The 25149-nt window shown below is 40.3% G+C and carries 22 protein-coding genes; 15 read left to right on the top strand and 7 right to left on the bottom strand.

Going from position 1 to position 25149, the window contains the following annotated elements:
- Window positions 1–159: 159 nt before the first annotated feature.
- Window positions 160–1524, top strand: coding sequence for a hypothetical protein (locus tag ACFPU1_RS10255; RefSeq protein WP_385940742.1), 1365 nt, complete (start codon window positions 160–162; stop codon window positions 1522–1524).
- A gap of 84 nt (window positions 1525–1608) precedes the next feature.
- On the opposite strand, the gene ytvI is transcribed toward ACFPU1_RS10255, so the two are convergent.
- Window positions 1609–2739, bottom strand: coding sequence for a sporulation integral membrane protein YtvI (gene ytvI / locus ACFPU1_RS10260; protein WP_385940744.1), 1131 nt, complete (start codon window positions 2737–2739; stop codon window positions 1609–1611).
- Between the two features lie 154 nt (window positions 2740–2893).
- On the opposite strand from ytvI, the gene ACFPU1_RS10265 reads away from it, so the two are divergent.
- Together ACFPU1_RS10265 and ACFPU1_RS10270 are read left to right on the top strand one after the other, a co-directional pair.
- Window positions 2894–3139 carry a mechanosensitive ion channel family protein gene (locus ACFPU1_RS10265; protein ID WP_385940937.1) on the top strand — a complete coding sequence of 82 codons (246 nt, stop codon included), beginning with the start codon at window positions 2894–2896 and terminating at the stop codon, window positions 3137–3139.
- A gap of 294 nt (window positions 3140–3433) precedes the next feature.
- Window positions 3434–3979, top strand: coding sequence for a cysteine hydrolase family protein (locus tag ACFPU1_RS10270; RefSeq protein WP_385940746.1), 546 nt, complete (start codon window positions 3434–3436; stop codon window positions 3977–3979).
- A gap of 226 nt (window positions 3980–4205) precedes the next feature.
- On the opposite strand, the gene ACFPU1_RS10275 is transcribed toward ACFPU1_RS10270, so the two are convergent.
- Window positions 4206–5156, bottom strand: a complete 951-nt coding sequence (locus tag ACFPU1_RS10275) for a PD-(D/E)XK nuclease family protein (protein WP_385940748.1) — start codon at window positions 5154–5156, stop codon at window positions 4206–4208.
- A gap of 182 nt (window positions 5157–5338) precedes the next feature.
- On the opposite strand from ACFPU1_RS10275, the gene ACFPU1_RS10280 reads away from it, so the two are divergent.
- Window positions 5339–6427, top strand: a complete 1089-nt coding sequence (locus tag ACFPU1_RS10280; RefSeq protein ID WP_385940750.1) for a PRK06851 family protein — start codon at window positions 5339–5341, stop codon at window positions 6425–6427.
- A gap of 156 nt (window positions 6428–6583) precedes the next feature.
- Here ACFPU1_RS10280 and ACFPU1_RS10285 read toward each other — a convergent pair whose 3' ends face one another.
- The 5 genes from ACFPU1_RS10285 to mreBH form a co-directional block, all read right to left on the bottom strand.
- Window positions 6584–8869 carry a 5'-nucleotidase C-terminal domain-containing protein gene (locus ACFPU1_RS10285; protein WP_385940752.1) on the bottom strand — a complete coding sequence of 762 codons (2286 nt, stop codon included), beginning with the start codon at window positions 8867–8869 and terminating at the stop codon, window positions 6584–6586.
- 258 nt (window positions 8870–9127) lie between these two features.
- Window positions 9128–9841, bottom strand: coding sequence for a trehalose operon repressor (gene treR / locus ACFPU1_RS10290; RefSeq protein ID WP_385940754.1), 714 nt, complete (start codon window positions 9839–9841; stop codon window positions 9128–9130).
- A gap of 24 nt (window positions 9842–9865) precedes the next feature.
- Window positions 9866–11542 carry an alpha,alpha-phosphotrehalase gene (treC, locus tag ACFPU1_RS10295; protein ID WP_385940756.1) on the bottom strand — a complete coding sequence of 559 codons (1677 nt, stop codon included), beginning with the start codon at window positions 11540–11542 and terminating at the stop codon, window positions 9866–9868.
- 103 nt (window positions 11543–11645) lie between these two features.
- Window positions 11646–13064 carry a PTS system trehalose-specific EIIBC component gene (gene treP / locus ACFPU1_RS10300; protein ID WP_385940758.1) on the bottom strand — a complete coding sequence of 473 codons (1419 nt, stop codon included), beginning with the start codon at window positions 13062–13064 and terminating at the stop codon, window positions 11646–11648.
- 586 nt (window positions 13065–13650) lie between these two features.
- Window positions 13651–14655: a rod-share determining protein MreBH gene (gene mreBH, locus ACFPU1_RS10305; RefSeq protein ID WP_054636732.1), complete on the bottom strand. Its 1005-nt coding sequence runs from the start codon at window positions 14653–14655 to the stop codon at window positions 13651–13653.
- A 267-nt stretch (window positions 14656–14922) separates the two neighbouring features.
- Between mreBH and ACFPU1_RS10310 the strand changes: the two genes are divergently transcribed.
- From ACFPU1_RS10310 to cobA, 11 genes are all read left to right on the top strand, one after another.
- On the top strand, window positions 14923–15285 hold the full coding sequence (locus ACFPU1_RS10310; protein ID WP_385940760.1) for a hypothetical protein: 363 nt from the start codon (window positions 14923–14925) through the stop codon (window positions 15283–15285).
- A 560-nt stretch (window positions 15286–15845) separates the two neighbouring features.
- Complete coding sequence (locus ACFPU1_RS10315) at window positions 15846–16079, top strand: hypothetical protein (RefSeq protein WP_385940762.1); 234 nt, start codon at window positions 15846–15848, stop codon at window positions 16077–16079.
- A gap of 411 nt (window positions 16080–16490) precedes the next feature.
- Window positions 16491–16931, top strand: a complete 441-nt coding sequence (locus ACFPU1_RS10320) for a hypothetical protein (RefSeq protein WP_385940764.1) — start codon at window positions 16491–16493, stop codon at window positions 16929–16931.
- A 21-nt stretch (window positions 16932–16952) separates the two neighbouring features.
- Window positions 16953–17324 carry a DnaJ family domain-containing protein gene (locus tag ACFPU1_RS10325; protein WP_385940766.1) on the top strand — a complete coding sequence of 124 codons (372 nt, stop codon included), beginning with the start codon at window positions 16953–16955 and terminating at the stop codon, window positions 17322–17324.
- 70 nt (window positions 17325–17394) lie between these two features.
- Window positions 17395–18486, top strand: a complete 1092-nt coding sequence (locus ACFPU1_RS10330; RefSeq protein ID WP_385940768.1) for a serine hydrolase domain-containing protein — start codon at window positions 17395–17397, stop codon at window positions 18484–18486.
- Window positions 18487–18668: 182 nt separating this feature from the next.
- Entirely contained in the window at window positions 18669–19376 is a 708-nt protein-coding gene (locus ACFPU1_RS10335; protein ID WP_385940770.1) for a phosphoadenylyl-sulfate reductase, read from the top strand.
- Between the two features lie 32 nt (window positions 19377–19408).
- Window positions 19409–20548, top strand: coding sequence for a sulfate adenylyltransferase (gene sat / locus ACFPU1_RS10340; protein WP_054636741.1), 1140 nt, complete (start codon window positions 19409–19411; stop codon window positions 20546–20548).
- Window positions 20549–20568: 20 nt separating this feature from the next.
- Window positions 20569–21648: an inorganic phosphate transporter gene (locus ACFPU1_RS10345; RefSeq protein ID WP_100397989.1), complete on the top strand. Its 1080-nt coding sequence runs from the start codon at window positions 20569–20571 to the stop codon at window positions 21646–21648.
- Between the two features lie 41 nt (window positions 21649–21689).
- Window positions 21690–22289 (top strand): adenylyl-sulfate kinase, encoded by a 600-nt coding sequence (gene cysC / locus ACFPU1_RS10350; protein ID WP_100397990.1) that lies wholly within the window; start codon window positions 21690–21692, stop codon window positions 22287–22289.
- Window positions 22290–22657: 368 nt separating this feature from the next.
- The gene (locus ACFPU1_RS10355; RefSeq protein WP_385940773.1) at window positions 22658–23707 is read left to right on the top strand and encodes an anthranilate phosphoribosyltransferase; all 1050 of its coding nucleotides are present in this window, start codon (window positions 22658–22660) and stop codon (window positions 23705–23707) included.
- A 2-nt stretch (window positions 23708–23709) separates the two neighbouring features.
- The gene (cobA, locus tag ACFPU1_RS10360) at window positions 23710–25149 is read left to right on the top strand and encodes a uroporphyrinogen-III C-methyltransferase (protein ID WP_385940776.1); all 1440 of its coding nucleotides are present in this window, start codon (window positions 23710–23712) and stop codon (window positions 25147–25149) included.

Consider the following 25149-nt stretch of genomic DNA (forward strand, 5'->3'; position numbering starts at 1 on the left):
AAGAAGATGGAAAAACTTCTTTTGTAGTTGGTAAGTCTCCTGTTTTTTAGGTGAGAAGGCTGGGCAATTGAAACGATAGATTAATAAGCGTAAAGTAAATGGGTACAAAAGAGAAGCAATCTACTAAATATTTAGCAATAAAAAAGGAGCAGCATCACGATGAAACGAATAAGTGGGCAATTATATATTTTTTATTCTTTAGTTCTGCTTTTATATATCAGCAATGTATTTATTGAAAATCGGGCATTAGAGTACATTATAGGTACCCTTGCGATTCCCATGCTTTTCATATCGTTCCATGGAGCTGCAAATCTATTTCGTATCTTAGGTTTGCTATTTATTAGTGCAGGGGTCGGGATGTTTATTTATGCGGGGCTTCCTGTCGTGGAACTTCCATTTTATATGACTTCTACAATGCCGCTTCTTGCTTTTTTGACCATTCTTCCTTGGATGAATGGGGTAGTTCGTGCCGGTCGTTTTGATCGCCGCATTAATCAATTGATGAAAGCTAATGTTTCAGATTTGGGAAAGCTTTATACACGAAGCTCTTTTACATCCTATATTCTAGTAGCCTTTATCAATTTGTCAGCCCTTCCCCTCGCACAAGGAGTGTTGTTAAAAAATCTGTCTAATATGAAAAAGCAGCTGCGGGACTCATTTGTCACCAGGACAACCCTAAGGGCTTTTGCTGTTGCGTTAGCCTGGAGCCCTATGGAAATTATGGTTGCTATTACTGTAGACGCTACCGGTGTTAGTTACTTAACTTACTTACCTTGGCTGCTATTATGTTCTCTTATTGTACTCTTCATTGACTTATTATGGGGGTATATGGCTTTTCGAAAACACGGATATCAGCCTGCGATTGAAAGTGAACAATTCTTTCATCCTAAACAGGTGGCTGTTCAAATCATGAAACTGTTCTTTGCACTATCTATCTTTTTGGCTCTAGTAGTGTCAATCGGAAATGTAACGGGGCTTGATTTCATATTAACCGTGACCCTTGTTATTCTTCCCTTTGCCATCGGCTGGTCGTTTCTAATGAAACGGTGGAAGACCTTTAAGGTTATTGGCTGGGTAACATGGAAAGAACGGACAAACGGAATGCAGAATTTCGTAGTATTATTTTTATCCTTAGCTTTTTTTTCAAGCAGCTTAAATGAAACACCTTTCCTTGATCTGATTCAGCAGCCTTTTCTTGGAGCAGCGGAGTACCCTTTAATTATATTGTTTCTTATTCAGTTTACTTATTTGGCGATGAGTATGATTGGAGTACACCCGGTAGCTACAGTTGGCGTTTTGATTGAAGTGCTGCCTCCTCTCTATGAAATTATCAATCCGATGAGCATAGGAATGGTCCTCGTCACTGGGGCCTTAGCGACCGCTTGTGCGGGTACGTATGGTATTACCGTTACGATGACTTCTATGAATACTAAGCAAAACCCCTATCGAATCACGTTGAGAAACCTGCCATTCGCGCTGACTTATGGTGCAGTCGGCGTAATCATGGGTTATTTGCTTCTCTAACTAATAGGTTTAGGAACTTTGTCTGTTAAAACACACGTAAAAAAAGGCAGCCTTCCTTTGAAGAGGCTGTCTTTTTTTACATTTTCATTCTTTTTTTGATGGAGCCCAACCATAAAGGATAAAATTCTTAATATCTTCTACTACTCCTATGTCAATTAGGATAACGATGATAACTAAAAGCAATGGGCCTAAAAACAAGCCAATGGCTCCAAATAGCTGCAGTCCTGCAAACAGCGAAATCAATACTGCCAGAGGATGGAGATTCATGCTTGATGACAGCACCTTTGGTTCAACAAGCTGTCTGACGATTACAATGATCCCATACAAAATGGCCAGGGTGACACCAAGACCAATTTGGCCGGTAATAAATAAATAAACAAACCAGGGGATAAGGATGGTACCGGTCCCCAGATAAGGAAGAAGTTCGGCAACACCAACCACAACTGCAATCGTAAGGGCATGCTCTATGTCTAAAATGGCGAGCCCCAAGAGAACAATTATAAAGGTAATTGTCATCAGTATAAATTGGGCTTTAAGGAAACCGAAGACCCTGATTCTCATTGCTCTTCCAAAAGACAGTCCCCTCATCCTTATTGATTCAGGAACCTTTATTGTTACCCACTTCGTTATCTTTTGCCAGTCTTTTCCTAAGAAGAAAACAGAAAGAAGAACGAAAAAGAATACAACGAGTAGAGTCGGCAGGGCCACTGCTACGGAGGTGAGCCAATCAGCTAGTCCTTGTCCCAGTGTTCCTAATATATTTCCAAGCTGTGCACCTAATTGGACAATCCCTTCTTCAAGCGTTTGTCTCTCCTGACTGTTCATATTATCCAACAACCCTGTCAGCTGGTGCCAAAAAGGGAGCACTACTTCATTAAAAAACTGCTGAATGTTAATGGAAGCTGTTGCAAACCACTGAGGAAGCTGTTCAGAAAAATTTCTCACGCCATAAATGATGAGAAAGGTAATGCCAGTAATAACACCGCCTATTAAGCTAATGCCTGTTAGTAATCCAATTAGTGAGGCTAAACCAGCAGGAAACCGTAATTTTTCCTGGAGAATACGGACTAAAGGCATGAGCATCCATGTAATAAATGCCGCAATCCAAAAAGGGTATGTAAGCGAGAAAATTTGCGATATAAGCCATATGAGTATAACGATTGTTAGGGTTGATCCTGCAAACCTAAAGATCATCCATCCCTGTTCTTTTGTCATTCTTTCCCTCCTAACACAAAAACAGGCTTATCTTTCCTTTCCCCTAATGAAGTTACAATTACACCTGGTGCCTGGCACCATATATGAATGTAACAGATCTGTAATAAAAGTATGTCCTTTGCTTATTGAGTAATAATGGTTTAATGCAACTATCATCCCGAATACTTTTGTTGCTATTATTCTATGGCTTGCCGGGTACTATCTTGCTAAATTTGTATCTAAGCTGCTGACAAGCTTGCTGCAACGGACAGGGATTAATTCAGTGTATGATTATTTAGGTTGGGACAGAAGACCAGCAGCAGATTCTAAGTTTGGCTTAGCTTCTCTTCTTGGTCAAATTACAAAGGTTATCATTATCCTTTTTTCACAGTTGAAGCCATTTAATGGTCCAACTCCTTAATGTATGAGGAGTGAGTGAAAAGACGAGGTCTCAGCCTCGTCTTTTTATATACTTTCGCTTTTGTATCATGGTTTACCTGTATATTAATAATTATGCAGCAGGCATCACTTCATTTTCGAACGTGAGCAAAGACCGCTCATGTTGATATTTGCAAATGCTGAATTTTCCGATTAAATCGCCCGGTATTTCATCTGATCTTAAAAAAATCAGCTTACCCGACTGATGTTCCAACCCTTTACAACCCTTTAATAAGCTGGCATAGTAAGAGGAAATTATAGAGAGGGGCAGCGTAGGATGAAAGCTTTGCTGGTTATTGATTACACAGTCGATTTTGTTGCTGATGATGGAGCTTTAACTTGTGGAGAGCCTGGACAGGCAATTGAAGGGTTTATTACGGAAACTACCAATCAGTTTGTTGAGCAAGGTGATTATGTAGTATTTGCCATCGACCTGCACAATGAAAAAGATGCTCATCATCCGGAAACGAAGCTTTTCCCACCCCACAATATTAAAGGAACAAGAGGAAGAGAATTATATGGTAGTTTAAACAAGGTTTATGACCATTACAAAGATCACACTAACGTAAAGTGGATGGACAAGACGAGATATAGTGCATTTGCAGGCACAGATTTGGAAGTACGGCTAAGGGAAAGAAGCATAAATGAGGTGCACTTAGTTGGAGTGTGCACCGATATCTGTATTTTGCATACAGCTGTTGATGCATATAATAAAGGTTTTAAGACTGTTATTTATAAGAATGGAGTAGCCAGCTTTGACCAGAGAGGACATGATTGGGCGTTAACCCATTTTACAAATGTGTTAGGGGCTGAAGTTTTATAAGAAATTATGAATCTACTGTTTTCCATTATGGAAAACAGTTTTTCTGATTAACGGGGAAATGCGTGCATATGTAAAAAGTACCCAACAAACCCTCCTTACTAAGGAAGGTTTGTGGATTATTCTCTTACTTTTTTAAAAGGAACAAGGTTTTCCATTACATCTCCCTGTTTAACCAGTTTTTTTCTTTCCTAGCTATCAATATAAAGATACAAAAACCCCACAAAGCCTACGAGCGAGGTTCTTTTGAAGGAAAACAAAACTCCAAAAAGTTGCAGCGAGAACACTTTCTAGTATCTGTGGTTTGTTCAAATGATTCAATTGAAAGAGGACGGTTAATTCCGGGTTCTTCCAGATAATCGAACATTCGATCAACGCTCATCCCCATTAGTTCTTGGACTTTTTCCAAGGTGACAGGGCTAAGCTGGTGTTCTTCATATGTTCCTTCAAGCAAATATTCATTACGAATGACGATATCATCAAGATCTTTGATAGAAAAAGCTTCTTGAAGATAAAGAGCGTAAAGAGCCAGCTGGTAAGGGTCTTCTTCTGATTTTTTTCCCGTTTTCCAATCTACAATGATCCATTTATTTTGTTCTTTGTCCTTATAAACTAAATCAAGAACAACAAATACCTTTAATTGTCCCACCATTAAATGGCGGAAATTCTCTGCTTCAATAAATTGCATTTTCTCTTTGTTTAAAATATCTTGAAATGTTCTGCTTGATAGAAAGTGGGCAATAACAACCTCAAGGCGGCTTTTCATTTTACTGACTTTATCAGAGGGCAGCCTGCTTTCCCCGTAGTATATCTCGTGCAGCATATCCCAGTGCTTCGGCTTGTTAAGCCAATCATCAAGGTGTCTTGTAGAATGAATAAACGCTCTGTTCATTCTATCTTTTACTCGTTCAGTAAGCTGCTCTTCTGATGGAACTCTTTCTGTCTTTAAGTAGTAGGTGATGACTTCTTCTATAATATCGTGGACTTCACTCCCAAACAGCATTTCCAGACTCGTGAGCTTTTTCAGCCGGTAGGCATGTCTTGAAACCGGTTCGGCATTTTTCAGCCAGCCATTGTGAGAAGTGTAGTATTGATAAGCATATTGTCTAGGACATTCCATTAATGTTTTATGCCTGGACAAAGACCAGGAAAATTCCGGGTAATCTTTTATTTCAAACATACGTTAAAATACACCTGCTTTCTTCTATTATCCTACCAAAGAATAAAAGAGAAGTGGAGTTGAATAAAGAATTGATAAATTTTTTGCGCGGAGGGTGGGTAATCACCCAGGCGGCATGTTTTGCATAATGTATGAGAGGTGAATGCCAATGAAGCTCTATACTAGCGAAGGGAGTGTTCGGGGTGGCGGGGAAGGTTTTGAACTATTATGCAGGAGGCAATACAGCAAGAGGGTTTTATGATTTATTTGATTCCATTACCGAGGGTTTAGAAAAAGTATTTATTCTAAAAGGAGGACCGGGAACAGGAAAATCAACTTTACTAAAAAAAGTGGCATCTTCATTAAACCAAACTGGAGAAGATATTGAATTAATTCACTGTGCCTCAGCACCCGGCTCTCTTGACGGTGTGATTTTCCCCCATTTAAAAGCAGGAATTTTTGATGGGACTGCTCCTCATGTCATAGAACCAAAAGCACCAGGAGCTATTGAAGAATATGTAAACCTGGGGAAGGGCTGGGATTCAAAAAAATTAGCAGGAAGTAGAGATGAGATCCTGCTTTTAAACAAGCAAAGAAAGGATTTTTACCTCAAAGCACATGAGGCATATGCCCAGGCTCTTACAATCCATGATGACTGGGAAAAGATTTATATAGATAATATGGATTTTACTAAAGCTAATAATCTGTCCAGTCAGTTGATTGAAACAATGTTTTCCCATATTCAACTTAATAAAGAGAGCAGGGTGGTTCACCGGTTTCTTGGGGCGGCTACTCCTGAAGGCCCAAAAGATTTTATACAAAATTTAACTGGGGATGTTCAAAAACGGTATTTTATAAAAGGAAGGCCTGGATCGGGAAAATCAACCATGTTAAAGAAAATTGCGGCGGCTGCGCAAGAGAGCGGGGCTGATACAGAAGTTTACCACTGCGGCTTTGACCCGATGAGTGTTGACATGGTCATTGTCAGGGAAATTGGGATCGCTATCTTTGATAGTACCTCTCCTCATGAATATTTCCCAGAAAGGGAAACAGATGAAGTAGTGGATATGTATGTAAACACCATTACAGAAGGTACTGATGAAAAGTACGCTGACTCTATTAAACAAATTGAAAACAAGTATAAGGAAAATATGAAACTAGGAACCTTCTATCTACAACAGGCAAAAAAAATACATGACCAACTGGAGAAAGTATATATAAAGGCAATGGATTTTAAAATAATAGATCAAATAACGATGGAGATAGAAGAGGAAATAAAAAATATTTTATGAACCCGAAGGCAAGGGAGAATGGAAGGCTGCCAACAGATGAGGGAAAGGGTATCCTTTAAATATTGACAGAAGGGCTTCTGAAGCCGTTTAGATAGTTTTAAACTATAAAAGGTGCCCAGTAACAGGCACCTTTTATAGGGTTATCAATAAAGTGATTTATTTTGCTGTATCAATGCATTCTTTTGCGGGAGAAAGCTCTTCAGGTAGATCTACATTTTTTCCGTTTTTGTAATGGACAAGCATTGACGTCAGCTGTCCGCGATTATAACCAATCTCATTGTTTGGTGGAGACGGAATCAGTTCATGGACTTTATTGATGATACAGGTTTGCATTACCTTCTCTTCTTCTTCAGCTTCATCGTTGAGGGCAATTCGAAGTCCTTCTTCATAATCAATAGGTTCTTCTTGAGCCTCGATAAAGGTAACTACGGTTTCCCATACCAAGCCGATTTCATCAGTAACGATGTGTTCTGAAAGGCTGTAAAAGCTCGTCCCGTGCATATAGTCATTGTAGGCTGCGAGATAGCTTTCATTGTTCTGTAATTCCGTACCGTCCTCTAATGTGACAATGACATCGGAAAACCTTTCTTCACCACTTTCTGCTTCTATTAATTGCACGTGGAGACCAGAAACTTGAAGATCGACGCTTCCATGGTAGTTTGACTGCTCTAAGATGACTTCTTTTACTTGTTCACCAGTTGTTTCCACCACTACAACCGTATTTTCGAATTGGTCTAATCCTTCAAGTTGTTCATCAGTAATGACTCCTGGAGGGATTTCCCCTGTGACAGAAGAATTATTTAAAATGGCAAAATCAGCTTCAGCTTCTGAACGGAGGGCATCTGTATACAGGTTTCCAAGACCTGCATCCATTTCAGTTTTATTCTCAGAATATAAACCATTAGCAGTATTGCCTATTTCCTCGCCCCCAGGCTCTGCCTCAGCCTCGATATCAATGGATATACGGCCTTCACTTTCATAATCAATTGCTCCCTCGGTATTCATAAGAGTGTTTGCATACATAAGCATGGCGTTTGTCATATAGCCTGCGCCTGCCTGTTCTACAGTGCCCGCAAACTCATATCCCGAACCTCCAGTACCAATATAGTCAGGAACAGCTACAGAATAGGTAGCTTCTGGATCAAGTGGCTCTCCATCCACTGTTAATTTTGCATCTGTATAGCTTCCGGAAGAGTTTGTAAGAATGGTGTACTCTAAGCCGGAAGTTTGCAGATCAATATTGTCGCGGCGGGTATACGAGTATTCTATGACATCTTTAATCGCTTCACCGGTCATTGTCATTTCCATTATTTCATTTGCAAAAGGTTCTACAGTGTAAATATCCCGGGCTGTGATATCACCAGGGGCGATGCTGTCTCTGATTCCTCCATTGTTAGTAACCGCTATATCTGTACCAATGGAATCACGCATAGCATCAGTCCAAAAATTGCCTAAAGGGACGTCTCCATGGTCTCTTCCATCTCTGGAAAGGCCCGTATTTGTATAGCCTATGACTTCTCCAAGTAATTCTTCAGCTTCTTCTGTATATGTGTCCACCATCGCCTGAATGTCTTCATCAATGGCTTCAAGTTCATCTATGTTATGTAATTGGCCATTGACATTGGTGACTTCAGAGGTTTCTAAATCTACTGTGATTGTGAGCTCGCCGATATAATCCAAGTTAGCGCCTGCTTGTGTTACGGGAGTGCCATTCACTGTTGCAGGTTCACTTAAAGCAGTATGAGAGTGGCCGCCGATTATGACATCAAAGAAATTCACGTCTTCAGCCAGGCTTTGATCAGCACCGTGACCAATATGAGTAAGGCCCACAAAGATATCTGATTCATCTTCTAAGTATTTAAATTCTTTAGCGACTTCTGCGTAATTTTCAGGAAATTCCAAACCTTCTATTCCTGCAGGTGCCGTAGCGGGAGGAGCTTGGGTTATTCCAAGAACAGCTATACTGACATCATTAACTTCAATTATTTCATAGGGAGAGGGTTCAGCAAATGGCACTTCATCACTCACTACTTTAGTATTTGCACTAAGCCATGGGAAGTCAGAGTTCTCCATGTTCACAGCAAAGGCTTCTTGTCCATAATCAAACTCATGATTTCCAATAACCATGGCATCAAGCCCTACATTATTTAACAGATCAACCATCGGCGCACCTTGAGGTATATCAACAATTGGATCACCACTAAAAATGTCTCCGCCATCCAGAAAGACCACATGATCGCTTTCAGATCGTTTTTCTTCCAGGAAAGCAGCTAACTTTCCAAAGTCCTCGATTGATGAGTGAATATCGTTCGTATGTATAATCGTGACTTCTGTTTCTTGTTCTGAAGCTTCTCCTGAAGCTTCTCCTGAAGCAGGAGACAGTGTGAAAATAAGTCCTGCTGCAGCTAAAGATAAAGGCATATATAATTTTGTTTTCTGCATAAGAATCCTCCTAAATAAGATGTATTTTCATAATAGTGAAAAAACTATCGGTGGTGTTTACAGAAGGATTAAAAAGAAATTGCAGTTTTGTAAAGGGTAGGGCGTTATGAATCGTCAAAAAGACCACTATATTTGAAAAAATTTTCCACTATGAAAACACTATGCTGAAGATACAGGGAAAAATGGGTAGGAAGGAAAATGACAATAGAATCGTAGGAGAGTCTTTTGATATAGTTAAAACCCGCCAAAATGGCGGGTTTATTTATTCCGTCTGGCAAAGTCAATAAACCTGAATTTATCTGGACGGTGTCTGGACTCTGTGTATTGAAAAAGGGAGGCATCTTCTAAATAAACAAAGTTTTTTACAACGACGATGTTTGAAAAGCCGTTAAGATGAAGATATTTTCTGTCTTCATCGGTTGGCTCTTCAACGGTAATTTCTTTCTTGGCAAAAGCAATCGATAACCCCAATTCCCCTTCAATATATTCATATAAAGAATTCTTGCATTGCTCCAAGGGTAAGTTGGGAATTTTTGATTGAAGCAGGTAATCTTTATCTAAAATGATGTGTTCTTTGTCAATTTCTCTTACCCGGATTACTTCCCAAATAAATTCTCCCTCATGTACTTTCAACTGTTCTTGAAGGTGAGGGCCAGGGGACAGGAGTTCAAGGCTTTCCACATGACTTTTCGCTCGCTGGCCCATTTTTTCAGAAAGCTCTTTAAAACTGACCAGACCTGAGATTGGGAAATTTAGTTTGTTGATATCAAGCACTATGGAGCCTTTTCCTTGAACCTTTTGAATATACCCATGAGTAGATAAAAGGTTTAAGGCTTTTCGAATAGTCTCTCTTGATGTCTCGAATTGCTCTGTTAATTCTTTTTCAGAAGGGAGGAGAGTACCTGGCTTAATAACACCCTCTTGAATCTGCTTTGCCAGTTCATCATATATTAAATCATATTTTCTTTTCATCAGGCATCACCAAAGATTTAATAATCACTTTCCAGTAATGTGAAAGACAATCGATTCATAAGGACGAAGAGAAAGCTCAGATAAATTACGAGAGGGTTCATCGTAATTCGAAAGAAGTACATTAACTTCCTCGTTCGAAAGCTCCTCTTTATACGAATATGTTGTTTCTTTCCCATAAAAATTGTTTACGACAAGCAGTTTTTCGTCCCCGGAAGTACGAAGATAAGCAAACACTTGGTCATGATCTGGGGTAAGGAGGGTATAATCTCCTGTTGTAATAATCTCATAATCCTTCCTAAGTTTAATTAAAGCTTGATAAAAGTAAAAGATGGAATTTTCGTCTTCAAGGGCAGCTTGTGCATTTATGGTTTTATAATTGTCAGCTACATTTATCCATGGAGTACCTGTTGTAAAACCAGCATTTTTGCTGTTATCCCATTGGACAGGAGTCCTTGAGTTGTCCCGGGATTTAGCCTTAATAATTTCCATGATAGCCTCTTCTGACATGCCTTTTTCTTTCATGATCTTATAGTAATTGTGAGTTTCTACGTCTCGATACTCATCAATGTGGTTAAATTTAGGGTCAGTCATGCCAAATTCTTCCCCTTGATAGATGTAAGGGGTACCTTGCATCATGTGAATGGCAGCAGCCAGCATCTTAGCTGATTTTTCATGGTATTCCTGGTCATTTCCGTAACGAGTTACAACTCTTGGCTGGTCATGGTTGCACCAAAACAACGCATTCCATCCGCCGCCCTCATGCATGCGGACTTGCCAGGTTGATAAAATATCTTTCAACGCATGAAAGTCAAAATCAGCCAGCGCCCACTTTTCTCCATTTGGATAATCAACCTTCAGGTGGTGAAAGTTAAAGGTCATACTTAGTTCATTTCTGTCTGGGCGAGTATACTTTATACAGTGGTCAATCGTTGTAGAAGACATTTCCCCAACAGTCATTATATCGTATTTAGAAAAGACTTCTTGATTCATCTCCTGCATAAATTCATGGACGCGAGGACCGTCAGTATAAAACTTTCGTCCATCTCCCGGCGCTTTTGAGCCATCATCATTTGGGAAATCCTGGTCTTTGGAAATAAGGTTAATGACATCCAGGCGGAAGCCGTCTACTCCTTTTTCAAACCAATAATGCATCATTTCGTAAACTTTTTTTCTAACTTCATCATTTTCCCAATTTAAATCTGCTTGTGTGACATCAAAGAGGTGAAGATAGTACTGACCAGTATTTTCATCGTACTTCCAGGCAGCCCCCCCAAACTTAGACTCCCAGTTATTTGGTTCCGCCCCATCAATGGGGTCTTTCCAAATATAAAAGTCCCGATATGGGTTGTCCTTTGATTGTTTCGATTCAACAAACCATTCATGCTCTGTTGAAGTATGATTAACAACGATGTCCATAATAATCTTAATATCTCGTTTATGTGCTTCTTCTAACAGTCGGTCAAAGTCTTCCATTGTTCCATATTCTTCATGGATTGAATAATAATCACTAATATCATACCCATTATCGTTTTGCGGGGATTTGTACGGAGGAGTCAGCCAAACGACATCCACTCCCAGCTTTTTCAAATAGTCGAGCTTTTCAATAATACCAGGGAGGTCTCCAACACCGTTTCCTGTTGTATCATTAAAGCTTTTTGGATAAATTTGATAAACGACTGAATTTCTCCACCATTCGTTCATTAAGACACCACCATCATATAATAGTTAAAGTAGGGGAAATGAAACAATACCATTGTCTGCAGGATGATTCCATAAGAACAATGGTATTGTTGTTTATTCTGATTTACACTTCCACTTTTTTAAATTTAGCCCAAAGATAAGTTAAGACAAACGGAACAATAAGGGCTATAACCATTCCGATTGCAAACGCCAGCCATCCGCCTGCCTGAATTGAAAAGATACCAGGCAATCCACCGACACCAATTGCCGGAGCCACTACGTTATTGATAGTAATAAACATTCCTGCAATTCCAGAACCGATGATCGCACATATGAATGGGAAACGGAAACGCAAGTTTACACCAAACATTGCTGGCTCTGTGACACCAAGGAACGCTGATATGGAAGAAGAAATAGACAAGCCTTTGGTGTTTTCATTTCTTGTAACAAACATAATAGCCAGACAAGCAGCTCCCTGTGCAATATTTGACAATGCAAGGATTGGCCACAGGAATGTAACACCTGTACTTCCAATTAACTGTAAGTCTACAGCCAGGAAGGTATGGTGCAATCCTGTAATAACAAGCGGGGCGTAAATAAGCCCATATAGTAAACCACCAATTGCAGCAGCCTGATCAAATACTCCAACAAAAACAGAAGTGATTGCATCACCAATAGTAAACATTATTGGTCCAATCGCAATAAAAGCAAGAAAACCTGTGATCAACAGCGCAACAGGAGCAACTACGAGCATTTGAATAGAATCATGTACCCGTTTTCTTAAAAAGATTTCGATTTGAGCTAATATATAAGATGCAAAAAGTATAGGAAGTACTTGTCCCTGATAACCAATTTGCTGAATTTCTAACCCAAAAATGTTCCAGGTTGGAATTTCTCCAGCCTCTTGAGCTTCTCCGTATGCCCATGCGTTTAATAAATCAGGATGTACGAGCATCAAACCTAATACTATACCGAGTAGAGGACTCCCTCCAAACTTTTTCACTGCCGACCAGCCTATTAACCCGGGTAAAAACACAAAGGCTGTATTAGCTATTAGATGAATAATATCAGCGAGATCTGCCCATTGGGGATATACATCAATAACAGATTGTCCGGTAAAGAAAATATCCGGAGCGGTAAGAAGGTTATTAATACCCATAAGTAAACCTGCAGTAACAATCGCCGGAATGATCGGAATAAAGATATCGGCAAGTGTTTTTACGAGCCTTTGGATGATATTCAAATTTTTCTCAGCGGCAGCTTTTGTTTCTTCCTTTGAAGAATCCTCCATCCCTGTAATAGCCATCATTTCCTTATACACTTTTTCTACTGTTCCTTGACCAATAATTACCTGGAACTGGCCGCTGGTAGAAAAAGATCCGCGGACAAGCTCGTGATTTTCCAGAGCTTCTTTGTCAACCTTGCTTTCATCATGCAAAGCAAAGCGTAAGCGTGTTACACAATGAGTGGCAGAAGCAATGTTATCTTTCCCGCCGATGGCCTCAATGATCCTTTCGACTGCTTCCTTTGTAACTTTCGCCATCTTTTCACCCTCCTGGTAAACGGTTTCATTTAAAACCCAAGTTTAATTGAAAGAAGTAAAGAAGTAACGGGTGTTAATCCGCTTACATTTTACTTGTATATACAACTTATCTTTCGGGATAATATTAACTTGTATATACAAATTGGTCAATAGAAACGGTGAAAATTATAAAATTCATTTTATTCCATGTTGTATGCTTCCCAGAAATAGATAATCTAAACCATGAAATGGAAGAAACACGCGAAAAAATGTGACGCCTATTTAGGAAAGGAAATAAAACAAGGAATGGGAGAAAATCAAAAAAGAGAAGAGCTCTCACCATCAACAAAATCGGAGTGTAGTAACGAATAAGGCTTGTCCTGATGGCGGTGAACTTGAAAACGTACACCGCTCAGTTGTATAACTAAACAATTATAAATGCAAAAATAAGGCTCCAATTATCGTCTTGATAATTGGAGCCTTATTTACGTATATGAGACCGTTTTGTCCCAGCACCTTTTATTCTATTGGATTTGTGATCTTCGGTAAAAGACACTCGCTTGCTCATAAAGGCACAAATGAGATAGCCATTCATACTTCAGCGTTGTTAAACTCCCGCTTTTTGAAGTTTACTTATAATCCCCAGGGACTTTCCGGTTCCTTTTGCGACACATTCTAATGGAGTGTCCGCTAAAATGACTGGTACATCTATTTCATTACCGAGCCATGCCTGCATTCCATTTAATAATGATCCGCCGCCTGTAAGAGTAATTCCATGATCCACAACGTCCCCGCTTAATTCTGGCGGACAGTTTTCCAGTGTATTACGAATAATTTCAAAGATGTTTTGAAGTGTATCCTTAATAGCTTCATGAATCTCTTTAGAGTTTAAAGTTAATGGTTTAGGCAAGCCAGTCACTAGATCACGTCCAAAAACTTCCAACGTTTCTTCTTCATGATCAGGTAAAGCATGGCCTAAATTAATTTTGATATTTTCAGCAGTCCGCTCCCCAATAAGCATGTTATATTCTTTGCGTACGTATTGGATAATATCCTCATCTATTTTATCTCCGCCCACTCTGATTGAATCAGAAGAAACGACACCTCCGTAGGAAATGATTCCTACCTCTGTGGTTCCCCCGCCGATATCTACTACAACATTTGCCACTGGCTCATCAACTGGCAGTCCGGCTCCAAGAGCAGCCGCTATAGGCTCTTCAATTAAGCTTACGTATTTGGCTCCACAGCTCATCACCGCATCCCGAATTGCTCGTCGTTCTACCGAGGTAGAGCCTGATGGTGTACAGACTACTACTTTGGGCTTCCTCATGGATCCTATGTTTTTCTGTATACTTTTCATAATATGTTTGAGCATAGTAGAAGTAATTTGGTAGTCCGCGATAACTCCTTCCTTTAACGGACGCATGGCTATAATTTTCCCTGGAGTCTTTCCTACCATGTCTTTAGCGTCAGTTCCCACAGCCAGTACATCACCAGTTTCTGTATTAATCGCTACAACAGAAGGCTCATTAAGTATAATTCCTTTTTCTTTGGTGTATACCAGAATATTGGCAGTACCAAGGTCAATTCCAATTTCGGAGGTAGCAAACATTAATTTCTTCACCCTTTATACTAGATTAGTCTCACCTTAGCGCTCATTCTAATGCTTATCGTTTTAGATAGAAAGAGGCGTTTAGCACATATTGTCTAAGTTATCTATGGAATAAAAAGAAAATGCAGGCAAATATTCATATCTTTTTCCACTTCTTTAGTTGTAATTGAAACATAGATTTCAAGAGTTAATATATATATGGGAGGTTTTCTTTGATAAAATCAAGATTAGAAGTTGTGAGAGTGCTAACAAAAAGGTGGGAATAGAATGAATCGTTCTTTCATATTAAATCTGCTTGTCTGGGTGACGTTAATCATTATGATCCTCACACTCAGCCTGCGGACTTTTCATCCAGTGGAATATGCAATAGGAGTCCTTATTGTTCTTTATAACGTCTTATTTCTATATAAACAGTATATCCAAAAATTTACGGATAAGGAAGAGGAAAAAGGGTTTCAGCGGAAGAATAGCATGAATATATTGATGATGCTTGCTATTACTACATACCTTGCTACAAGGCAGGAGGGGGCTGCTCTCCCTGGTTTGATAGCTGTCATGGCTGTTATCTCAATGTTCTTAATGGTCTTTATGATTGTTTCTGATTTACGAAGTTCTAAAAATGCTGCTTAGTACGAACCGAGAAGGCGAGGGAAATTGAGTGTTAAAGCTTATCATCAATGGGATAGTCATTTTTATGTTGTTTTTTCATTTAGCAAACTTTTTCTATCAACTAATAGAATATCGAGAGGTTAATTGGCTTTCTCTGTTACTTACACTGGTTCTTACTATTTATGTATTAGTGATAGCTGAAAAGGCAACAAGACCTAAGAAATCAACTAAGTAAATAAAACGAAGAGCTGAGCTATATCATGCTATAAAACCGGGTCTAATAGAAAAAAGTGAATGGGAAGGTAAGATAGGCTTCTTTATAAAAGCAAATTCAATCGGTTTAGAGCTGGAAGAAGTAATGATTGAAAAGGATCCCTCAGTCCAGTCCATGAAAGTTGTGTTAGAAAAAGTAAATTGAATACATAGGGAGCATTCTTCTGTTTAGAGAGGAATGCTTTTTTTTCGTGGAAATGATGGTTTTCCAGCCCTGTGTTATAATAAAATAACAAAAAGATATCCTTAATACAGAATATGTTCGTCCGTTAACTTGTTCCTGGATTATAATGAAGCAGGTGATAGCAATGAAGAAATGGATCGCTGAGGTAAAAGCCCGGAAAGTTGAGTACAGCATTGTTTTACTCATACTAATAATTTCTGCTGCCGTAGGAGCTTATTTTACTACAATGATTGCTGCCAGAGACAATTTCGTAGGGTTTTACATGGGTTTCGTTTCAAGTACTATTGTATTATTTGCCGTTTATTCTTTAGTGGATAAACTTTTGCACATGTTTAAAGGAAAAGAGCGTGAAGCATGATTTAGTGCTTGCACGCTTTTTTTAAAAAGATAAGAAAGTATACAATTTGACGATTGCCTCACTGCAGGCGGACACTTTCTGCGGGCAAGGCTTCAGCTACCTTCGGGAACACCGCCCTGCGGGATCTTCAGCTCTTGCTATTCCCGGAGGATGAAGCACAGTCTGAAGATCCAATTTTGCGAAGCGGCAGCAAGAAAAATTTAGCTGAAGGCAAGCCCTTGGGAAAGCGTCGGTTTGAAGTGAAGGCCCCGTCTTTTTTCACAATTAAATGTAATAAAACCGGCCTTGAGTGCTTTTCTCAAGGCCGGTTTTATTACACCTGGATTTTTTGTTTTTTTATTAATTAGGATGGCTGTTGCATGGTATGATAGAAGATGTTATAGGAGTTATACGTAAAAGGAAGGTTTTTATATGACACATGTGATAACTGCGTTTTTTTCCGCCTTTATTTACTCGGCCGGTTTTGCCTTAGCCGGTTCTGAGCCGGCTTCCCGGCAAGTGGACGAGGTATATTATTTTTCCTTTCAAGAATTGCTGTTATTTTCACTTGTGTATGCGTTGCCAGTTTATTTTATCGGAGGGATTCCATCAGCCATACTCCTCGAAAAAACTGTGAGAAAAATCAGGGCTTCCCAAGGGGCTTCTTATGTGTATCGTTTATTATTATACAGCGCTGCCGGCTTTGGAGTGATGTGTGCAGCTGTTGTCATTATTTCAGGTGGGCATGTTCTGACATTTCTTACTGACCTTATAGGATATGGTGTTTTTGGCGCAGTCGGAGCAGTTTTGTATTTTCATATATATCTAGCTGTAACCAGAGTGAGAAGGTATGTTGCACAGAAGAAACGGTAAGGGGAAAGGGGGCAGCAGTTTATGGAGTTCTCGGCTAGGCTGTCGGAGGAGCGTATCAAAGCATCCATAGAGAAGGGGGAGTTTAGTAATTTGCGAGGGGCAGGGAAACCTCTGGTGATTGAAAATGATTCTATGATTCCCGACGAGCTGAGAATGGGCTATAAAATCATGAAGAATGCTGGATTTCTTCCAGAAGAGCTTCAGTTAAAAAAAGAGATGATTACGCTGGAAGAGCTTCTTTCTTGCTGTGACGATGAGAATGAACAAACAGAGCTGAAAGAGAAGCTGAGCCAAAAAGCCCTTCGTTTTCATCAGCTTGCAGAGCAACGTAAACTTAAAAACTCCAAAGCTTACCATACGTATAGTGGAGCGGTAAAAAAACGTCTCTTTTGAGAGCTTTTTTATCGCTTTTTTTACCTAGATTTGTTTTTTTACCCAGCTTGTTATAAAGGGGGCTAAAACATTGCAGGAGCTGATTCAATCCGTCATTACACCTTTAACAAAGAAAAGCAAGAGTATTCATGTCGGGATCACTCTGGAGGGGAAGCATTCCTACCAAGGGTTTGGCAGTTTGTCCGATAATAACAAAAACCCTCCTGATTTATACACTTTATATGAAACGGGAGATATTGGTAAAACAGTAACTGCAGCTTTACTTGCAAAGACGATCAGGGAGGGGAAGGCACCCTACCATGAACCTATCTCTTCATTCGGATGGGAATTTACGAATCTTCCTGATGAAATCACGCCCTACACACTGGTCACTCACACGTCAGGAATGCCGTTTATGCCTACCAATATAAAACGTTATTTGTTAAGGAATTATAAGAATCCCCACCATTATTACAATGATGAAGACTGGATTGTTTACTTACGCAAATATAAAACAAAGCAGAAGAGCAAAGTCGATGATTTGCATTATTCCCACACTGGTTATGCGGTTTTAGGTAGGTTTTTAGAAAGGATATGGGAGGAGCCTTTTGAAATCCTGGCAAAAAAGCTGGTCATGTCCCCCCTCGGCCTGGAGGATACAACCCTGACCTTTCCCGCTGAAAAATTGAAGAGAATAGCTCCTCCTTACAATTACCAGCTTAAAAAGACACACTTGGACAGGCCATCGACCTTTCAGGGCGCAGGAGGATGGATTTCATCAACTGCGGATTTATTATATTATCTCGAAGCGCACCTTTCCCCTTCCCCGGCATTTGCTTACTTTGCAGATACCCATGGCATAAAAGAAAAAGGCAGAAAAGGGATCAAAGGAGCGGAAGGAGTTTCTCGCGGCTGGATGATTGTCTTTCCTTTTGGAGAAAAGTATCCAGTTCATTTTATTTCCGGCAGCACGGCAGGTTCTCAATGTTTCATTGGCTGGTGCAAACCAGCTCATGCAGGAATAGTCATCTGCAGTAACAAAGGGGCAAAACGAAAAGAAACCCCCACTAGGACGGAGATATCGGCAGCTGGACTGGCTATTATACGAGAAGTGGTGCAGGAAAGACTGAAGGAGAGAGGGATTTTTCGAACACCGGAGCTTCCTGCTTCATTTAATATATAAAGCATAGTAAAAATATCAGAATTCCCCAAAAAAGGTTTGACTTTTCTTCCTATCCTTTCTAAAATACACTTAACGACTAACCATATAAAGTATATAAAAATAGTAGGGATTAAAATGAGACTGTAAATATAAGCAGCCTCAGTTTTACATTTTTTAGGGGAATGGAAAGTGGAGGTGACCGGATGCTTTTGGAATATCAAACAACTACTCCGGAAGAAGTAGATAATATTAACAAAGAATTAACAGGTAAAAACGCATCTGAAGTAATTGAATGGGGATATAAAACCTATGGGGATGATTTAGTTTATGCATGCAGTCTTGGGGCTGAAGGAATGGTCCTGCTTGATTTAATAAACAAAGTCCAACCTGGTGCGAAAGTTATTTTTCTTGATACGGATTTTCATTTTAAGCAGACTTATGACCTCTTAAAAAAGGTACGGGAGTTTTTTCCTGATTTAGAGATCAAAGCAGTTAAGCCAGAGCTTACTGTAAAAGAACAAGCCGAACAGCACGGAGATAAATTATGGGAAACAGACCCTGATAAATGCTGTGCTCTGCGAAAGCTGGAACCACTGGAAAATGAACTGGCTAAACACAAAGCCTGGATGTCAGGGCTTCGGCGTGAGCAGTCACCTACAAGGAAAAATACTCAATTTGTGAATATCGATAACCGATTTAATTCCATTAAAATATGTCCATTAATTCATTGGACCTGGGATGAAGTGTGGGAGCACATTAAAAACAACAATCTTCCATATAACATTCTTCACGACCAGAACTTTCCCAGCATAGGCTGTTTTCATTGCACATCTGCCGTTTTAGACGGTCAGGATTCCCGGAGCGGCAGATGGAGCGGATCCGGCAAAACAGAATGCGGACTTCATAAGTAAGCAGAATATACTAAATTCAAGGAGTGGAAAAAATGACAGCTAGCAAACCTCATGGCGGTACTCTAATTGACAGAAGACAATTTGGTGAAGATGTATCATCCATCAAAGCAGCAATTGAACTTGACGACGTAGCATTATCTGATGTGGAGCTTATTGCAAATGGAGCATTCAGTCCTCTTGAAGGCTTTTTATCAAAAGAGGATTATGAATCTGTTGTAGAAAACATGAGGCTGAAAAACGGAGCCATTTGGAGTATTCCTATTACTTTGCCTGTAACTGAAGAAGCTGCAGAGCAATTACAGATTGGGGAGAAAGCAAGGCTTTCGTTTGAAGGAAAAGACTACGGCTATATCGTTGTCGAAGAAACGTACACTCCTGATAAAACGCGGGAAGCGGAGAAGGTGTATCAGACGACAGACCTTGAGCACCCGGGTGTAAAGAAAGTGTTTGATCGCCCGGACGTTTACGTAGCAGGTCCAATTACGCTTACTGAACCCGTTTCACACGAACGCTTTGAATCTTATTATTTAGAGCCGGCAGAAACAAGGGAGGAATTTAAAAGAAGAGGCTGGGAAACAGTTGTTGGCTTCCAGACTAGAAACCCTGTTCACCGTGCTCATGAATATATTCAAAAAACAGCCCTTGAAACAGTAGACGGTTTATTCTTGAATCCGTTAGTTGGAGCAACCAAAGCCGGAGATATTCCTGCTGATGTACGGATGGAGAGCTATGAGGTAATCCTGGAAAATTACTACCCTCAAGATCGTACCTTCTTGGCCGTATTCCCTGCTGCAATGAGATACGCAGGTCCACGTGAAGCAATTTTCCATGCAATGGTAAGAAAGAACTACGGTTGTACTCATTTTATTGTCGGACGTGACCATGCTGGGGTAGGCGACTATTACGGCACTTATGACGCCCAGTTGATATTCCGTAATTTTGATATTGATGAGCTGGGAATTACTCCACTTTTCTTTGAGCATAGTTTTTACTGCAAGAAGTGTGAAAATATGGCTTCTGCCAAAACATGTCCTCACGATAAGGAACATCATGTAATTCTTTCAGGAACAAAGGTTAGAGAAATGCTTAAGAACGGTGAAATGCCTCCTGCAGAATTCAGCCGGCCGGAAGTTGTAAAAGTCCTTATAGCTGGAGTAAAGGAAACGGTTTAAGGGCGTAGGAAGGTGAAAAAATGGATTGGACCATTGTAGCTTATATTATAGCTTTCTTTTTCGCCATGAATATTGGGGCAAGCGGAACTGCTGCTGCAATGGGACCAGCATATGGCAGCGGCGCAGTGAGCAGCAAAAAGACTGCTATGCTGTTAGTCGCTGTCAGTGCTTTTTTGGGAGCTTTAGCTGGCGGAGAAGTAGTGAAGACCATCGGGGGAGGAATTATCTCCGAATCCCTGATAAATGTTGAGATAGCAGTTATTATATTAACCGGAGCATGCTTAACCTTATTTATCGCAAACCTAATAGGAATCCCTTTATCGACAAGCGAGGTGGTCGTTGGGGCCATTGTCGGTGTAGGAATTGCTTTTCAGGCCTTGCTTGTTAATAACCTCTTGTATATCATATCCTTTTGGATCATTGTGCCATTTGTTTCATTTTTTCTTGCTTTAGCAGCGGGTGTTCTTATTCTCAAGGCAGAGAAGAAATGGCCTCACTTGAAAGGGACTGGCAAATGGCGTAAAGGATTAGCAATTTTACTTATTCTAGCCGGGATGATGGAAGCTTTCGCTGCCGGTATGAACAATGTAGCAAATGCGGTAGGGCCGCTGGTAGGTGCCGGGTTGATTTCGATCCCATCTGCTGTTTTGATTGGCGGATTCTTTTTAGCGGCAGGCTGTGTTTTATTGGGCGGAAAAGTTTTAGAAACAAACGGGAAGAAAATTACGAGACTGTCTTTACTACAGGGGACTGCTGTGTCTACAACAGGAGGAACACTTGTAATTATAGCTTCCTTACTAGGGATTCCTGTTCCCCTTACCCAGGTTACTACATCTGCCATTGTAGGAATTGGAACAGCTGAGCACGGATTTCGGCTGTGGCAGAAATCTATCTTAAAGCAAATTGCTAATGTGTGGATATTATCGCCGATAGTGGCTCTTGTCGTTTCATATTCCCTTATGATGCTTTTTATTCACAGAGATATCTATACATTTATTATTATTGTAAGTGTATTTTTAGCTACGATAGGTTCAATTCATTTAATGCAAACGATAAAAAAAGAAAAGAGAAGCTTTCATGATGAAGGAAGCGGAATATAACACGTTAATTGATACGCGTATAAAATAGTGGAGGGATAAACATGGCTTCTGATCGAAACATTGTCTGGCATGACGCCTCAGTAAGCAAAGAAGAGCAACAGGAAAGAAATGGCCATAAGAGTTTTGTCCTTTGGTTTACAGGGTTGTCTGGTTCAGGGAAATCTACGTTAGCAAATGCTCTTACACGTAAACTGTTTGAAAACGATAAAAAGGTCTATGTGCTGGACGGAGACAACATCCGTCATGGTTTAAATAAAGATCTCGGCTTTAATGACGATGACCGTAAGGAGAACATCCGCCGAATCGGCGAGGTTGCCAAGTTATTTGTAGATGCAGGCCATGTTGTAAGTACAGCATTTATTTCTCCTTTTCGTGAGGATCGTGATACGGTCAGAGAGCTTTTAGGAGAAAGCGAGTTTCTGGAAGTTTACGTAAAGTGTAACTTGGATACTTGTGAACAACGTGACCCTAAGGGGCTTTACAAAAAAGCAAGAAAAGGCGAAATTCCTAATTTCACTGGAATTGATTCTCCTTACGAAGAACCGGAAAATCCGGAAATTGTAGTAGAAAGTGACTCACAGAATGTGGAAGAGTCTGTTGAACAACTATTACGTGAGTTGAAAAAAAGAGACCTCATTTAAGAGCTGATGAGCACCGATTACAGTGTAAATGATTAAACGGCACGATCAAGGGGATTCTTGGCGGAGTCCGGCAAAAAGACTTGGCATTAGCCAAGTCTTTTTTTTTAGAAAGGTTTCGTTAAAAATACAGGTTGATTATTAATAGTCATGCGATTGTAGATAAAAGAGCAAGATCTTATCGGCGAAGAGCCCTCATAACAGGGGGGGTTCCCGAGGAAGGACCAAGGCATGAATGCCGTGAATGTGAATGAAGGGAAACATGAGTGAACGCCGCACTTGTAACTTGAGGTGTAAGAGAGCGTATTTAAAAAAGTCATAAATCCTTTAGAAAAAAGCGAAATCGAGTGGGCAGCAAAGGAGGAAAAAAGATGAAGGAGTGGCTGAAGGAAGTAGCAAGAGGTGAAAAAGGTTCCAGAAACTTAACGTATGATGAAGCATATCAAGCGGCAACAGCTATTACTTCTAATCAAGCTACAGATGCACAAATTGGTGCTTTCCTTGCTTCAAAACGGTTGAATGGAGAGTCTTGGGAAGAGATGAAGGCTTTTGTGGACGCAATCAGGGAAAAATCACAATTGGGCGGGTCAATGAAAGGCGAGTCACCATCCATTGATTCTGCCGGTCCTTATGACGGCAGAAAAACGTTTCCGGCTACTATCCCTGTTGCATTTATTTTAGCAGAAGCTGGCATCAAAACTTACATACACGGCGGAAGGTCTCTGCCCCCTAAGTATGGAACAAGCATGCCAGAGCTATTTTCTCAATTTATTGGGAACCCTTGCAAAGCAGTTTCCGCTGTACGTGAAAAAGATATTGAACGGGGAGTAGTTTTTTCAGATACATACCAACGTTCGGAAGCTTTAGACCGTTTATATCGCATACGTGATGAAATTGGAATCAGAACATTTATTAATACAGTAGAGAAACTCCTTCATTTAATTGAAACAGACATCCTTTTTTTCGGAGTATTTCATAAAAAAGCAGCAGAGACCATCATTCCTTTGATACAAAACCTTCCATATGAAGAAGCTTTTGTGGTGCAAGGAATCGAAGGATCAGAGGATGTACCGGTATTCAGGAATTCTACCTTTGTGTACCATGTGCAAAAAGATTCAGTTGAAACCTTAACGTTCCGACCAGCTGATTACGGGCTCAACAGATCTAAAGAATTGTTTCCTGAATACCCGTCTGTTCATGAACAAGCAGGATGGATAAATAACATTCTGCAAAACAATATTGACGATGTAACAGAACCTCTTTATGCTCAAGTTCTTTTTAACGCAGCACTTAGGTTATACTTAGTAAAACAAGCATCCTCCTTAGAAGAAGGAATTGAAACAGCTGAGACGATATTGAAGAGTGGCGGTCCATGGAAAAGAGCGGAAAGATGGCGAACTCAGGAAGAAAGGGAGAGATAAGTATGGGAGTTGGAACGGTCTACCTTGTAGGTGCAGGGCCTGGTGATTCAAAGTTAATTACAGTACGAGGATTTGAATATCTGCGGACTGCAGATGTAGTCCTGTATGATCGTCTGGTAAACCCCCTGCTTTTGGACGAAGCAAAACCAAAAGCCGAGCTGATCTATTGTGGGAAACTTCCTGACCGTCATCACTTGCGTCAAGAAGCCATTCAGGAAGTTATGATAGAAAAAGCAAAAGAAGGTCTTCATGTCATTCGTTTAAAAGGTGGAGATCCTGGTGTTTTTGGAAGAGTAGGCGAGGAGGCAGCTGCATTGGCAGAAGCCGAAGTACCCTATGAAATCATTCCTGGCATAACAGCTGGCATCGCAGCTCCGGCGTATGCAGGAGTGCCAGTCACTCATAGAGAGCATGCGAGCAGCTTTGCTATTGTGACAGGTCATGCCCAGACAGGAGAACCCTCTCCGAACTGGGAAGGTCTTGCAACCAGCATCGATACCATCGCTTTTTATATGGGAGTGAAAAACTTGTCTTTCATCGCTGAAAACTTAATAAAGCATGGAAAAAGCAAAGATACTCCTATTATGCTTGTAGAATGGGCAACGACCAGCAGACAAAGAACGGTAGAGGGGACACTTGAGAATATTACGGAAGTCGTAGAAAGAGAAAATATAAAAAACCCAGCGCTTACTTTGGTTGGTGACGTAGTAGGACTTCGGAAAAGTCTGCACTGGTTTGAAAAGAAAAAACTCACAGACCAAACTATTCTTGTAGGACAAACAAATAGTAAAAAAAGCTCCATTGCTGCAAAGCTTCGAGAAAACGGGGCAGAAGCGTTTGAATTTCCTTCATTTCGAGAGACTCCGGAATCAGAATCTTTTCCTGAAAATCTAAAATCTTTTTCTAAGATCGTTTTCCTTGCTTCTGAAAGCGTAACTCCGTTTTTTAAAGAAATTAAAAGACGAAGAATAGACGTAAGGAGCTTACCCTCTGAAATCACGGCAACGACTAAAAGGGGAGCTGTGTATTTAGAAGAGCATGGAATTTTTTCTGAAATAGACTCGTTTATACAGGAAGAAGAAGGAGTACTTTATATCGGAAAGGAAGATCAGATAGCTCCTCTTAGTGAGGATGGCTGGATCAGCCACAGGGCCGTGACTAATGAAAAAAGCAATATTACGCTTGTAAGGCTGCATCAGGATAAGAGGTTAACAACCGTTGTCTTTCCTTGTGCTGAAGCAGTAGAAACAGTAACAAGGGAAGTAGAAGAGGCCGGCATCTCCTTTAAAGAGTGGAAAGAAGATAAGCTGTTTATATGTTACGGCCCAAAGAGCCGCATGAAGGCAGAAGAAACAGGTTATGAGAACTGTATAGAGTTAGAACAGCCTGATGTCGATCATTTAATAGCTTCTTTAGCTGCCACACAAATTACGTACAGTTAG

The organism is Thalassorhabdus alkalitolerans, assembly GCF_042656525.1.
GTDB lineage: Bacteria > Bacillota > Bacilli > Bacillales > Marinococcaceae > Thalassorhabdus > Thalassorhabdus alkalitolerans.